Source organism: Pseudomonas piscis, assembly GCF_009380155.1.
In the GTDB taxonomy this organism is placed as follows: Bacteria; Pseudomonadota; Gammaproteobacteria; order Pseudomonadales; family Pseudomonadaceae; genus Aquipseudomonas; species Aquipseudomonas piscis.
Genome location: NZ_WHUV01000002.1, coordinates 1,298,416 through 1,311,862, shown reverse-complemented (window position 1 = coordinate 1,311,862; position 13,447 = coordinate 1,298,416). Strand labels below are relative to the sequence as shown.

Annotated in this window: 11 protein-coding genes; 6 read left to right on the top strand and 5 right to left on the bottom strand. The window is 66.2% G+C overall.

All coding sequences use genetic code 11. The annotated features are described in order from the left end of the window. Nucleotides 1-73 precede the first annotated feature (73 nt). Nucleotides 74-814: a glycine-rich domain-containing protein gene (locus tag GDH07_RS15855; protein WP_152898141.1), complete on the bottom strand. Its 741-nt coding sequence runs from the start codon at nt 812-814 to the stop codon at nt 74-76. Between the two features lie 204 nt (nt 815-1,018). On the opposite strand from GDH07_RS15855, the gene GDH07_RS15850 reads away from it, so the two are divergent. Then, on the top strand, nt 1,019-2,236 hold the full coding sequence (locus tag GDH07_RS15850; RefSeq protein ID WP_022643832.1) for a DUF2599 domain-containing protein: 1,218 nt from the start codon (nt 1,019-1,021) through the stop codon (nt 2,234-2,236). A 50-nt stretch (nt 2,237-2,286) separates the two neighbouring features. Here the strand turns inward: GDH07_RS15850 and GDH07_RS15845 are convergent, their stop codons facing one another. Further along, the gene (locus GDH07_RS15845) at nt 2,287-3,909 is read right to left on the bottom strand and encodes an MFS transporter (RefSeq protein ID WP_152898140.1); all 1,623 of its coding nucleotides are present in this window, start codon (nt 3,907-3,909) and stop codon (nt 2,287-2,289) included. Between the two features lie 208 nt (nt 3,910-4,117). Continuing rightward, nucleotides 4,118-5,764 carry a GMC family oxidoreductase gene (locus GDH07_RS15840; RefSeq protein WP_152898139.1) on the bottom strand — a complete coding sequence of 549 codons (1,647 nt, stop codon included), beginning with the start codon at nt 5,762-5,764 and terminating at the stop codon, nt 4,118-4,120. Nucleotides 5,765-5,926: 162 nt separating this feature from the next. Between GDH07_RS15840 and GDH07_RS15835 the strand changes: the two genes are divergently transcribed. Next, complete coding sequence (locus GDH07_RS15835) at nt 5,927-6,826, top strand: LysR family transcriptional regulator (protein WP_085596530.1); 900 nt, start codon at nt 5,927-5,929, stop codon at nt 6,824-6,826. A gap of 6 nt (nt 6,827-6,832) precedes the next feature. Here the strand turns inward: GDH07_RS15835 and GDH07_RS15830 are convergent, their stop codons facing one another. Together GDH07_RS15830 and GDH07_RS15825 are read right to left on the bottom strand one after the other, a co-directional pair. Continuing rightward, complete coding sequence (locus GDH07_RS15830) at nt 6,833-7,750, bottom strand: phytanoyl-CoA dioxygenase family protein (RefSeq protein ID WP_343038252.1); 918 nt, start codon at nt 7,748-7,750, stop codon at nt 6,833-6,835. 166 nt (nt 7,751-7,916) lie between these two features. Further along, a complete protein-coding gene (locus GDH07_RS15825; protein ID WP_152898138.1) occupies nt 7,917-8,354 on the bottom strand; it encodes a hypothetical protein in 438 nt (145 codons plus the stop codon). A gap of 245 nt (nt 8,355-8,599) precedes the next feature. Here GDH07_RS15825 and GDH07_RS15820 point away from each other — a divergent pair, with 245 nt between their 5' ends. Genes GDH07_RS15820 through GDH07_RS32315 form a run of 4 tightly spaced genes read left to right on the top strand, consistent with a single transcriptional unit; the run spans nt 8,600 to nt 13,435 of the window. Then, nucleotides 8,600-9,784 (top strand): MFS transporter, encoded by a 1,185-nt coding sequence (locus GDH07_RS15820; RefSeq protein ID WP_152898137.1) that lies wholly within the window; start codon nt 8,600-8,602, stop codon nt 9,782-9,784. Further along, nucleotides 9,774-10,922, top strand: coding sequence for a class II histone deacetylase (locus GDH07_RS15815; protein WP_152898136.1), 1,149 nt, complete (start codon nt 9,774-9,776; stop codon nt 10,920-10,922). The genes GDH07_RS15820 and GDH07_RS15815 overlap by 11 nt, the downstream gene beginning before the upstream one ends. A 25-nt stretch (nt 10,923-10,947) precedes the next feature. Beyond that, the gene (locus GDH07_RS15810; protein ID WP_152898135.1) at nt 10,948-12,333 is read left to right on the top strand and encodes a carbohydrate porin; all 1,386 of its coding nucleotides are present in this window, start codon (nt 10,948-10,950) and stop codon (nt 12,331-12,333) included. A gap of 19 nt (nt 12,334-12,352) precedes the next feature. Then, nucleotides 12,353-13,435 (top strand): hypothetical protein, encoded by a 1,083-nt coding sequence (locus GDH07_RS32315; RefSeq protein ID WP_178124069.1) that lies wholly within the window; start codon nt 12,353-12,355, stop codon nt 13,433-13,435. The last annotated feature ends 12 nt before the right edge of the window (nt 13,436-13,447 follow it).

Sequence of the window (13,447 nt, the reverse complement as noted above, 5' to 3'; positions counted from 1 at the left end):
GCCGTTTCCACTCTGTCGGCCAGGGCCGCCACCTGCTCGGTAGCAGCTCGGCCGCCACATGTTTCCCCGGCGCTCAGTCGCCGCCCCCGCCGCCACAACCGCCGCCCCCGCAACCACTGCTGTCGCCGCCGCCATCGCTGCTGCCGCCATCGCCGCCGAAGCGCGAGCTGTCGCTGTCGGAACTGCTGGGGGACGAGTCGCTGTCCGCAGAGCTGCCGTGCAGGTCGCTGCCGCAATGCACCACAGTGCTGCCGGCGCTGCTATCGGCCAGGCGCCGCAGGGACTGGCAGTCGGCGACGTAGTGAAAGCCCTGGGCGATCTGCAGCTTGGTATCCAGGGCGAACAGCAACGGCAGGCGGCTGGGGCGGGCGGGGTTGATGTTTTCCTCGCGGCACGCCTGCTGCCAGGTCCGGCGCAGGCCGTCGTCGCTCCGGCGCTCGGCATTCTGGCCCAGGGCCGCCGCCGGGGTGTGGTGCAGGAACTGGCCGAAGGCCTTGTGGCAGAACGCCTGGTACTCCCGGGTATGGAGGATGAACTCATGCCACAAGTCGTCCACCACCTGGGAGGGCATCGACACATAGCGCTGGCCGCTCTTGAGGTAGGCCAGGAAGAACTGGCGCAACCCCTGGGCCACCAGCTGGCAGTCCTTGAGGGTCAGCTGGGGATGCCGGGCCCGCAGGGGCGTGAACAAGCCGGGCGGCAGGCTGAAGTCGCGGATGAAAGCTTCGCGGCGCAGCGCCACCAGGGCTTTCTGCCGGCGCCAGAACAGCAGGGCCAAGGCCAGGGCCGCCACTGTGGGAAAGATGAACAGCATGCAAGGTCTCCCGCGCAAAAGTGCCGAGACAGTGGCGCAAAGTCGCGCTTTGTTCAAGTCGCACAGCGCTGATCCCGGGGCAGCGGCGATTGGGGACAGCCAGCGGAAAAACCCCGTTGGCGCAAGGTCGCGCTTCTATCCTCTGGCAGGCGCCGGTCGCGCTGGCGACCGGCCAGGGAACTCACTCCACACGGAAGTCATGTCATGAAACTCAGCATCTCCTTCGCCATGGGCCTGGCCGGCCTGTGCCTGTTGCCCACTGTCCAGGCCGACCAGGGCAGCGACACGGTGGCCCGTCTCAACCAGCTGTACAACGACACCCGCCAGGACTGTGGCGGCCCGTCCAAGCCGGCGTTCCTCTGCTCGGGGGTGCTGTTTCGCGCCACCTGGCCTTCCACCGACTACCAGTTCTACAGCATCAGCCCGAAAAGCCAGGCCAGTGGCGGTGTCTCGGCGTCCTACCTGCGCAAGGACTCCAAGTTCCGCAAGCTGGCCTACGGCCTGCAGAGCGGCTTCATCTTCGACACCATCTTCGGCAACCCCAAGGATCACCAGGACTACGCCGTGCTGTGTTCCTTCCCCATCGATGCCGCCACCGACGATCGCCAGCAGCAAGGCTGCACCGACTCGCGGCGCACCCCCGGCAGCGTCGAGAAATACTGCCACGAGATCGGCGTGACCACCGCCGAGCAATGGGGTGCCAACTACCGGCAGAATCGAGGCGATCATTCGCGCCAGTGCTCCTTCGACGTGCGTGACGAACGCAATGCCGCAGCCGGCCCGGCGTTCTACCAGAGCATCCGCTCCATGGCGCAGATCGCCGCCGAATCCTTCGGTACCCAGAACGAACTGCGCCTGGCCAAGTGGGAAGAAAAACCGCCGCAGTCGCCGTCGATCCTGGCGCTGTTCTACACCGAGGACGGCGGCCTGGAAGGCGCGCGCCTGAACCAGATCCAGTGGTACCAGGCGGTCCGGCAATACCTGCCGGTGATCAACATGAAGCTGCCGCAGACACCCCAGCAGGAGGCGAGCTTCGTCTACGACAACAAGAAGCAGGTGATCTACCCCATCACCGAAAAGAACAGCTGCGAACGCTATGTGCAGAGCGCTACCTGGATCGAGCGCGACGACCCGGGTTTCGGCAAGAAGATCATGACCCTGGAAGTCACCCCCACCGATTGCGGACGCAAGGTCCAGGACAACCAGACCAACAACTTCTTCAACGAGTTGGCCAGTGACCATTACCTGGACGCGCAGTGGAAGAACAACCCGGACAACCGCGACAGCAGCGTGGGCAGCATGCGCCGCCAGCTGGTCTGCCACTTCAACATCGCCCGGGACAAGCCGCAGTGGAACCTGGAGCCCTCGCGCCCCTACACCTCCAATGAGGACTCCATCGCCAAGGGCTGCAACAACATCTGAGTGAGCCGGCCGCCGGCCAAGGGCCGTGCCCTGGCTGGCGGTCGTGGCCATCAGATGTGGTTGATGTCGACCTTGCGGGTTTCCCTAAGGCACAGCAGGCCGACCAGCAGGCTGGCCCCGGTGATCGCCACCGGGTACCACAGGCCGTAGAAGATATCGCCGGTGTACACCACCAGGGCGAAGGACACCGTGGGCAGGAAACCGCCGAACCAGCCGTTGCCGATGTGGTAGGGCAGGGACATCGAGGTGTAGCGGATGCGGGTCGGGAACAGTTCCACCATCAACGCCGCCAGCGGGCCGTAGCACATGGCGGCAATCAGGATCAGGGCGACGATCAGCGCCACTACCATGCCCTTGTTGACGTTCTGGCTATCGGCCTGTTGCGGATAGCCGGCCAGGGTCACCGCGCCACGCAGGGCCGCCTCGTCGAAACCGTCGATCTTCACGTCGCCGATGCTGACCTGCACCGGGCTGCCGGCTGGGGCGGCGATGCTGGAGTAGGGCAGGCCCTGTTTCACCAGGAAGGTCTTGACCTTGTCGCAGGGGCTGTCGAAGCGCGCCTTGCCCACCGGGTCGAACTGGAAGGTGCAGGTGGCCGGGTCGGCGGTGACGGTGATGGGCGCCTGGCGGCTGGCCTGGTCGATGGCCGGGTTGGCGTAGTGGGCCAGGCACTTGAAGATCGGGAAGTACAGCACCGTGGCCAGCAGCAGGCCGAGCATCAGCACCGGCTTGCGGCCGACCTTGTCCGAGAGCCAGCCGAAGAAGATGAACATCGGCGCACCGATCACCACGCTGACGATCAGCAGGCTGTTGGCCAGGACCGGATCCATCTTGAGGAACTGGGTGAGGAAGAACAGCACGTAGAACTGCGCGGCGTAGAAGGTCACTGCCTGCCCGGCGTTGATGCTGAACAGGGCGATCAGCACCACCTTGAGGTTTTCCCAATTGCCGAAGGATTCGCGGATCGGCGCCTTGCTGGCCTGGCCTTCTTCCTTCATTTTCAAGAACGCTGGCGACTCGTGCAGGCTCATGCGGATCCAGGTGGAGATGCCCAGCAGCACGATCGACAGCAGGAACGGCAAGCGCCAGCCCCAGACGTCGAACTGATCGCCAGTGAAGTAGCGGCAGGCCAATATCACCAGCAGCGACAGCAGCAGGCCCAGGGTCGCGGTGGACTGGATCCAGCTGGTGTGCAGGCCGCGCTTGCCCTGGGGTGCGTGCTCGGCCACGTAGGTCGCGGCGCCGCCGTATTCGCCGCCCAGGGCCAGGCCCTGGAGCATGCGCAAGGCCACCAGGATGATCGGCGCGGCGATGCCGATGCTGGCGTAGTTGGGCAACAGGCCCACGGCGAAGGTGGCCAGGCCCATGAGGATGATGGTGACGAGGAAGGTGTACTTGCGCCCGATCATGTCCCCCAGGCGGCCGAACACCAGGGCGCCGAAGGGCCGTACCACGAAGCCGGCGGCGAAGGCCATCAGGGCGAAGATGAAGGCCGTGGTGTCGTTGACCCCGGCGAAGAACTGCTTGCTGATCACCGCCGCCAGGGCACCGTAGAGAAAGAAGTCGTACCACTCGAAGACGGTACCGAGGGACGAGGCGAAGATGACTTTCTGGCTTTCCTTGCTGGTGGGCGCCACGGCCGTGGAGTCCATCGCTTGAGCATGTTCCGACATATCGATATCCCTTACAGTGATTGTTTTTGTTGTTCCACTGTCGGCGCCGGCGTGGCGTCGCTATCTTGTTTTTCGCAGTCCTGGCTCCTACGGTCCGGCGTTGGATTTTTCTGTAGGAGCGAAGCTTGCCCGCGCTAGCGTCGGCGTGGGCGGCTCGATCTCTCTGGCGTGCCGGCTGGCTCTGGCGCGGGCAGCCTCGCTCCTACAATCAGGCGTGGGCGGCGGTCTGTTTTTCCGGGGCAGGGCTCCTTGTGGTCGTGGCAAGAATCAGTTCGGCGGCTTTCTCGGCGATCATCAGGGTCGGCGAGCAGGTATTGCCGGAGGTGATGCGCGGCATGATCGAGGCGTCGGCGATGCGCAGCCCGGGGATGCCATGCACGCGCAACTGGGCGTCGACCACGGCCTGGGCGTCGAGGCCCATGCGGCAGGTGCCCACCGGATGGAAGATGGTGGTGCCGATCTTCGCCGCGGCTTCATGCAATTGCTCCTGGCTTTGCAATTGCGCGCCGGGCAGGTACTCGCTGGGACTGAACGCTTGCAGGGCCGGGGCGGCGACGATGCGCCGGGTCAGGCGGATGGCGTCTGCGGCCACTTGCAGGTCCTGCGGATGGCTCAGGTAGTTGGGCTGGATCAGCGGCGCCTGGCCTGCGTCCACGGAACGGATCTCGACCCGGCCACGGCTTTGCGGGCGCAGGTCGCAGACCGAGGCGGTGAACGCCGGGAAGTCGTGCAAGGGTTCGCCGAAGCGCTCCAGGGACAGCGGCTGCACGTGGTACTCGAGGTTGGCGGTGGCCTGCTCGGGGCTGGAGCGGGCGAAGGCGCCGAGTTGGCTGGGAGCCATGGACAGCGGGCCGCTGCGGTCGTACAGGTAGCGCAGGCCCATGCCCATCTTGCCCCACAGGCTGCCGGCGATCTGGTTCAGGGTGCGGGCGTTGTCCAGCTTGTAGATCAGCCGCAGTTGCAGGTGGTCCTGGAGGTTGCCGCCGACCCCGGGCAGGGCATGGGCGACGCCGATGCCCAGGCGTTGCAGCAACGCCACCGGGCCGATGCCGGAACGCTGGAGGATGCTCGGCGAGCCGATGGAGCCGGCACAGAGAATGATCTCCCGGCGGGCCTTGAAGTCCTGCTGGCGTCCCTGGGCCATGGCGCGCACCGCCGTGGCGCGGCCGTCTTGGAGGAGCAGCCGTTGCACCTCGACGCCGGTCAGGACGGTGAGGTTGGGGCGCTGGGCGATGGGCTTGAGAAAGGCCTTCGCGGCGTTCCAGCGCACCCCGGCCTTCTGGTTGACCTGGAAGTAGCCGCAGCCTTCGTTGTCGCCGCCGTTGAAGTCGTCGATCCGTGGGATGCCGCTCTGTTCGGCAGCGCTGCGAAAAGCATCGAGGATCGGCCACGACAGGCGCTGGCGCTCCACCCGCCACTCACCGGCGGCGCCGTGCAGCGGGCTGGCCCCGGCGAAGTGGTTCTCGCTCTTCTTGAACAGCGGCAGGACCTCGCTCCAGCTCCAGCCCGGGTTGCCCTCGGCGGCCCAGCCATCGTAGTCGGCGGCCTGGCCACGCATGTAGATCATGCCGTTGATCGATGAACAGCCGCCCAGCACCTTGCCCCGCGGGTAGCTCAAGGAGCGGCCTTGCAGGCCTGGTTCGGCCTCGGTCTTGAAGCACCAGTCGGTGCGTGGGTTGCCGATGCAGAACAGGTAGCCGACGGGAATGTGGATCCAGGGGTAGTTGTCGCGTCCGCCGGCTTCCAGCAGCAGCACCCGGTGCTGGGGGTTGGCGGACAAGCGATTGGCCAGCAGGCAGCCGGCAGGACCGGCACCGACCACGATGTAGTCGAAAGCGTCAAAGGCAGGAAGCATCCGTGACCTCGTTGGCAGATTCTTATTAGCAGCTGTCCGTCATCCGCGGCAGCCTTGTGCCTCATCCTAGTTGTTAGCTTTCGTCAAAAGAATGTTAGTTTTTGCCCACCCGCTGTGCGTTTTCTAACAGTGTTCGCCCCAAGGCACCGGCAAGGAATCCCCATGTTCGACTGGAACGACCTGCGCTTTTTTCTCGAACTGCAACGCAGCGGGCGCCTGCTCACCGCGGCGCGACGGCTGAACACCACCCATGCCACGGTGGCGCGGCATATCGAGGCGGTGGAGAAAGCCCTGGGCACCGCGCTGTTCGTCCAGCACGCCCAGGGTTATGAACTGACCCCGGCCGGCGAGGCGTTGCTCAAGCACGCCGAGGCCATGGAGAACGTGGCGCTGCTGGCCCAGGAGGAAATCACCCAGTCCAGCGCGCTGCTGGGCAAGATCCGCGTCGGCGTCACCGAGGGCCTGGGGGTCAAGTTCCTGGCCAGCCGCATGGGCGGTTTGTTCGAGCGTTACCCGGGGCTGGAGGTGGAACTGGTGGCGGTGCCGCGGTTCGTCAGCATCCTCAACCGCGAGGCGGAAATCAGCATCCACCTGGAGCGACCCAGTGCCGACATGCTGGTGACTCGCAAGCTCACCGACTACCGCCTGGCGCTGTACGCCAGCCAGGCCTACCTGGACCGCGCGCCGCCGCTGCGCAATCGCGAGGACCTGGGGCGCCATGCCTGGATCGGCTACGTCAACGACCTGCTGTTCAGCCAGGAGCTGATGTTCCTCAACAGCTTTTGTCGCAACCCCCAGGTGCTGTTCCACAGCACCAGCGTCATCGCCCAGCAAGAGGCAGCCCGCTCGGGCCTGGGGATCGCGGTGCTGCCGTGCTACATGGCCGCCACGGATCGGCAGCTGGTGCCGTTGTTGCCCACCGAGAGCATCCAGCGCGCCTACTGGATCAGCACCCGCCGCGAGCTGCACAAGTCGGTGCGCCTGCGGGTGGTCTGGGACTACCTCATGGAGCTGTGCGCCACGCACCAACCGGTATTGCTGGGGACCGCCCCGCAGGTCTAGGGCGACTCACAAAAGCGGCCCACAGTGGGCCGAGCTGCTGAGCAGGTCGCCGGCCTGGATATCGACGAAGCGCGAGCCATAGGACAGCGGCTTGAGTGCCCCGCGCTCCTGGCCCATGCCTAGGCCGCCGGTGGTGCGGGTCTCGCCGTCCTGCAACAGTGGGTCCAGGCGCGCCTGGGCAGCCACCAGGCGCAGGGTCACGGCCTGGCGCCGGGACAGCTCGCCGGCGAGCAAGGGGCTGGAGCGGTGCCACAGGTACTTGCTGAACAGCAGGGCATCGCCGGGCTCGAAGGCCTCTTCGATGCGCTGTCGCTCGAAACGCTCGGTCAAGGGGCCCGGGCTGGCGTAGGTCTGGCGCAAGAGCTCGGACAGCTCGGCGATCGACTCGCCCTGGGCCAACTGCTGGGCCAGTATTCGCGAAAACTGGAAGTTGCCCAGGGCCGAGCACAGCGACAACGGCACCCAGGCCATGCCGCCACCCTGTGCCTCTGGGCGTACCGGTTGCAGGGGCAGCCACAGGCTGAAGGCCGGGTCTTGGGGGCGGATGTAGCGAAAGTTCAGCGAATCGTAGTGCCAGGCGAAACCCGAGCGCCCCTGGCCCAGCTCGAAGCCCTGGGCCTCGCACAGGATCAGCCGGCTGTCGGTGAGGTAAGTCAGTACCTGGGCCAATGCCGGCTGGCCTTGGAGTTGCCGGAGAATTCCGTCCTGCTCCAGGCGGTGGGTCAGGCGGTTGAACCCCTCGCCAGCGCTGGCCTGGGTCGGGCGCAGTTGCTGCTCCACCAGCTGGCGCAACGGTTCGATGGCGGCGCTGGTCAGCAATCCCGGCAGCTTGAGGTAGCCCTGTTCGTGGAACAGCCGCCGCTGTTGCGGGTCCAGGGGCAGGGGATTGACCAGGTAAGGGGCGGGCGGCTGCGGCAGGTTCACGGGCGTATTCCATTACCGGGGACAGGTGCCTGAGTATGGACAGTGGCGTCGCTGACCGAGCGCTGGATTCGACCTCGACCGGTGTTTAAGCGACACCTGCCACCGGTTGCTGTCGGCGCGCGGCCAGGCGAGGGCGGGTCTGTCGCCATTGGCACATCGAGCGCTGTCAGGAGTTGGGGCCGGCAGCTTGCAGGTCTTGCTGACGGATGTAGGAGTCCTGGCTCCGGATGAACTGGTCGAAGGCCCTGGAGTTGTAGACCTGCAAGCAAGCGTGCAGCACGACTTTTCCAGGACGGTGCTTGCTGTTGGCCGCGACCTGGTCATAAGCCTTGAAGACGTATTCGGTGGTGGCGTCATAGGGGTCATGCAGGGTCGTGAGTGTGTCTTCGTCCTGCAGGACCTGATGCAGTCCTGCGCCCATGACGCCATACATGCCGATGGCATGCCCAACGTCCTCGCCCATGGCCGAGCGCTCGGGAAACTGCCTGGCCATGCAGTAGGCCAGGCCATAGTTCTTCAGGGACTGGCGTGCAGCCGCCAGGTCCTGCGCGCCAGCCGGGCCCACGCCTGCCATCAGGCACAGCACCAGCGAAAGCCTCTTCATCCTTGATCTCCTGAGTCATGGGCCGGCAGCGGCCGTTGCGGCGCCGATGGTCGAAGCCGCCATCGCGCTTGTCAATGCCCCGGCTCGCCGGGGCGCCTGGCCAACCTGATAGCGCATGCGGGCATTGGCGTGAAAAGACAAAAAGTCGTCATCAATTGAAGCCGGTCGTCGCCAGGGCCGTTGCTAGATTGGCAGCCGTTGCCGTGCCACCTCACCCATAACAATCAATAACGAAGGTGCCTATCGTGAGCGCTACCGCCGAACCTGCAGCCCTGCCGGGCGAGGCCAGTCATCGCTGGCTGCTGATCACCATCACCCTATGTGCGTCGGTGCTACCGGCGACCTTCCTCTGGGCCCCGGCCCTGTCCATGCAATTGACCACGCAGATCGGCCTGAGCCCGAGCCGGATCGGCGCGATGTTTTCCCTGGAGCTGATCTTCAGCAGCCTGGCCACCTTGCCGGCCATCTACTGGCTGCGCTCGGGTCACTGGCAGCGCTGGGCCTTGCTGTTCATGGGCCTGTACATCGGCGGCAACCTGGTTTCGGCGCTGCTGCTGGAGCGCCATTTCGACGCCTTCCTGGCGGCTCGGGGCGTCACTGCACTGGCCGCCGGTTCACTGCTGATCCTGTGTACCCGCAGCGTTGCGCACCTGGATGATCGCGGGCGGGCGTTCGGCTCGATCATCTTCGGCCAACTGATACTCGGAACCCTGGGACTGGCGGTGTTGCCCAGCGCCTTCCTGCATTTTGGCCCCGGGGTGTGCTTTGCCTTGCAGGCGCTGTTGATGCTGGCCTGCGTGCCGCTGTGCCGGCACTTCGTCCGGGTCCCGCAGCTAGCTGCCAGCGGTGGGCGCCGTCGCTTGGGGGCTTCCAGGCATGGCCTGCTGGGGGTGGCCTCGATCTTCCTGCTGTATGTGTGCCTGGGCGGAGTCTGGACCTTCATCAGTGCCTTGCAGGCGCCCACGGCCATGGATCGTGGGCAGTTGGACCAGTTGCTGACCCTGTCCAGCGCGCTGGGCATCCTCGGTGCCGGCGCCGCCACCTTGCTGGGGCGTGATCGCTATCGCGGGGCATGCCTGCTGTTGGGGTTCGCCGCGTTGACCCTGGCCTTGCTGGTGATGGCGGCGGTGCCCCGGGCGGATGCGGCCTTCATCGCGGTGCTGGTGTTCAAGTTCACCTGGACCCTGCTGGTGCCCTTCATGCTCACGGTGATCAGCCTGCACGACCGCGAGGGCGGCTTGATCAACCTGACCAACCTGGTCCTCGGCCTGGGGCTGGCCTGCGGCCCGGCGCTGTGCGGCTACCTGCTGGAAACCTTTTCCTACCAGGCGATGTTCGGCTGCGGCGCGCTGCTGGCCCTGCTGGCCGCCGCGGCGATCAACCTCGCGCACTTCCACCTGCCATCCAAGAGTCTTTGCCATGAAGCCTGAATTGCATCCTTCAGCGGGCGCCAGTGCGTTCCTGTTCGACGAACGTTGTTTGTGGTTCCACTCCGGCCGGGCCTCGGCCCTGGCGGCCCCGGTCGGCGGGTGGGTCCAGCCGCTGGACAGCGGCTCGGGGGTAGCCTCGGCCGATTGCCTGCGGCGGCTCAAGGCGTTGATGGACGCCAGCGGCCTGAGCCGGCAGTTGCGAGTGGAGTCTGCAGCGCCGGCCTCCCTGGCGCAGATGGCCAGGGTCCATGACCTTGAGTACCTGGAGCGTTTTCGCCGGTTGAGCGAGCAGCAGGGAGGAGAACTGGGATTGGCGGCGCCATTCGCCGCCGGAGGCTTCGAGCTGGCGGCGCTGTCCGCCGGGTTGGCCAGGGCGGCGGTGGAAGGCGTGATGCGCGGCGAGTACCAGCGGGCCTATGCCGCCTGCATCCCGGCCGGTCACCACGCTTTGCGGGACCAGGCCATGGGCTCGACGCTGCTGGCCAACTCGGCCATCGCCGTGGAGCACGCCATTGCCGAACTCGGTGCGCGGCGCGTGGCCATCGTCGATTGGGACGTGCACCACGGCAACGGTACCCAGTCGCTGTTCTACGAGCGCGGGGACGTGCTGACCATCTCCCTGCACCAGGAAAACTGCTTCCCCCCGGGCTCCGGCGGCGCCGACGAACTCGGGCGAGGCGCAGGGCAGGGGTGCAATCTCAACATCCCGCTGCTACCCGGTTGTGGCCACCAGCAGTACCTGCATGCCATGGCGCAGTTGGTGGTGCCGGCGTTGCTGCGCTTCGCCCCGGACCTGCTGGTGATCGGCAGCGGCTACGACGCCAGCACCTACGACGTGCTCGGCCACATGCAATTGCACAGCGGCAGTTTCCGCGAGATGACCCGGATGATGGTGGCGGTGGCCGAGCGCCTCGGCCATGGACGCCTGGTGATGATCCATGAGGGCGGCTACTCGGAGGTCTACGTGCCGTTCTGCGCGATCGCCGCCATCGAGGCCCTGACCGGCCTGCAGACCCAGGTCCGCGATCCCTTCATCGAGTTCATCGAACAGCAGCGGTTGGCGGACGACTTCGACCGCCTGCACCGCCAGCGCGTGCAAATCCAGGCCCGGCAACTGGAGCTGGTGCCTGCTCCTTGAGTCCATCGCCCATACAGGTCCGACCATGAATCCTTCCAATAACAACAATCGATTCTTCGTCCAACGTGGGACTGTGCTGGCGTGCTGCGCCCTGTGGGCCGGGTGCGCGCTGGCCGGCCCGGATCAGCCCGGCACGGTCGCGAACCCGGTCGCGCCGGCCCGGGCACCGAGCCTTGGCGAACAGCTGGACGCCCAGGGTATCGCCGTGCACGGTTTCGGTAGCTGGTACAGCTTGTACAACACCTACGGCGTGGGGCGCCGCCAGGACCAGAACAACCTGTTCCTGATGCTGGCGGCCGACTTCGACCTGGAAAAGCTGCTGGGCGTGAAGGGCGCCAGCGTGCACCTCAAGCAGAGCTATGCGCCGGTGGCCAGCAATGTCGACTACGGTCCGGCGCTGGGGGACATCTATGGCGCGGTGGCGCCTTTCGTGCCGAAGAAGGCGCGGCTGGTGCAGCTGTCCTACGAACAGCGCCTGCTGGAGGATGCCCTTAAGCTGGAGCTGGGCCGGAGCAACCCAGCGACCTCGTTCATGCAGCCGGCTTGTGCCTTCGTGTTCACCTGTTTCAACCCGCTGACGCTGATGAACGGCTCGGTGTTCGCCTATCCGTTCGCCTACTGGAGTGCCACGGCCCGCTACAACTTCGACGACAACCGCTTTGCCCAGGTGGGCGGCTGGTTGCTCAATGGGCAGATCCCCTTCGAGTCCGGCTGGAACTGGCGCGAGGAACGCCACGACGGGCGCTTCTTCCTGGCCCAGGTCGGCACCCAGACCCGTTTTGGCGAGGCGCTCTATCCCAGTCGTTTCGAGCTGGCCCTGTATCGCTCCACCAAGAAACAGCCCAACCCCAGCCGCACGGTGGCCGGTACCTCGACCTTGCTCGACCGAGGCTCCGCGCCCAAGGTCCAGGAGCATGCCGACGGCATTCTCTTCAATTGGCAGAAGACGGTGTACCGCGCCGACGGTGGCAGCCGCCCGTTCGATACCAACCCGCGCAGCCTGACCCTGGAAGGCGGGCTCAGCTCGTCGCTGACTCCCGGGGTCACCGGTGGGGTGGATGCCTTCGGCTTCATTGGGGTCAATGCCCTCAACGTCATTCCGGGCCGCCCGCTGGATAGCCTTGGCGCACGCCTGAGCTGGTTTCGCGTGAGCAAGGACTACCAGGCCCGCCTCAAGGATGCCGGACGCCTGTCGGGCAGTGCCTACGAGCAGCCACGGGACAGTTTCGTCGCCGAGCTCAATGGGCGCTTCGTCCTGGGCAGCGGCGTGACCCTGGATCCCTTCATCAACTACGTGCTGCAACCCAGTCGCTACCAGAACCCCTTCGCCGAACAGCGTCCGGCCAGCGGCTGGTTGTTCGGCCTGGGTCTGAACTTCGCCCTCGACCCGTTGCTGGGCTGGCGCCACTGATCCCTTGAGGAGAGTCCCGATGAACCTTGTGCAAACCCAGGACCTGATCTTCTGCAACTGGCAACAGGCGGCAGTGGACGGTGACCTGGAACAGCAACTTGCCGCCTTGCTCGAAACCATGGCTGCAGTCCTGGCCGAACGAGGGCTGAGCTTGGGCGCGATGCTCAAGCACAGCATTGCCATTCGCAATGGCGCCGTGGACCCGCTGGCGGCGATCCAGGCATTCCATCGCCAGTGCCATGCCCTGGCCCCCGGGCTGGTCCGGGAGCCCAGCGTCGGCACCATTTTCCGGGTGCCGCACCTGTCCCGGGAAGGGGCGCTGGTGGCGCTCGAGGCGGTATTCGCCAGGCATGCCACGCCGGCACGGCGGGCCCTGTTCGACGACCTGCCGATGGATGTGGCGCGGGCCCTGGAGTATCGCGGCCAGGTGTTCCTCACCGGTTTCGAGGCCCTGGAACTGCTGGCCCCGGAGCGTGGCTTCAGCGCCGATAACCTGCAGGTCCGTCCCGGTCTGGCGGAGCAGGTGGAGGTGATCCTGGACAAGATCCAGGACAGCCTCCGGGCCCTGGACGCCGACTGCTCCGACCTGGCCCGCCTGACCCTGTACCTGCGCGCCGACCAGGACCCGCAGCACGCCCGGCGGTTGGTAACGCAGGCTGTGCGCCAGCGGGCCGATGCCAGGGTGGCCGAGGCGCTGCAACTGTGCGTGCTACGTGGCCACGGCATGGTCCTGGAGGATTTCAAGATCGAGATCGATGGCCTGGCCTTGCGCCCGCAAGTCCTGCGGCCAACCTGGGTCAGCCTGGCGTGCGGCGAGGCCGGCAGCTTATCGCTGGCGAGCGTGGAGCAGGCGGCGAGGGCTCTGGCCAGGCGCCTCGACACCGGTGGCCAGCCGGCGGCCTTGCAGGTGTTGCTCAAGTGTCCCGGCATCGAGGCCGGCCCCCTGGCGAGCCAGCCCTTGCTGGAAGCGTTCAGCCATCAATTGCAGCGTGAGCTGGGGCCCGTGGCGGCGTTGCAGCTGTCCGTGGCGCTGCTCTGGGTCAAGGCCCTGGAGGCACCCGGTGCGGCCCTGGAGCTGGATGCCAGCCTGTTCATTCAATGAAGGAAGGAGTAG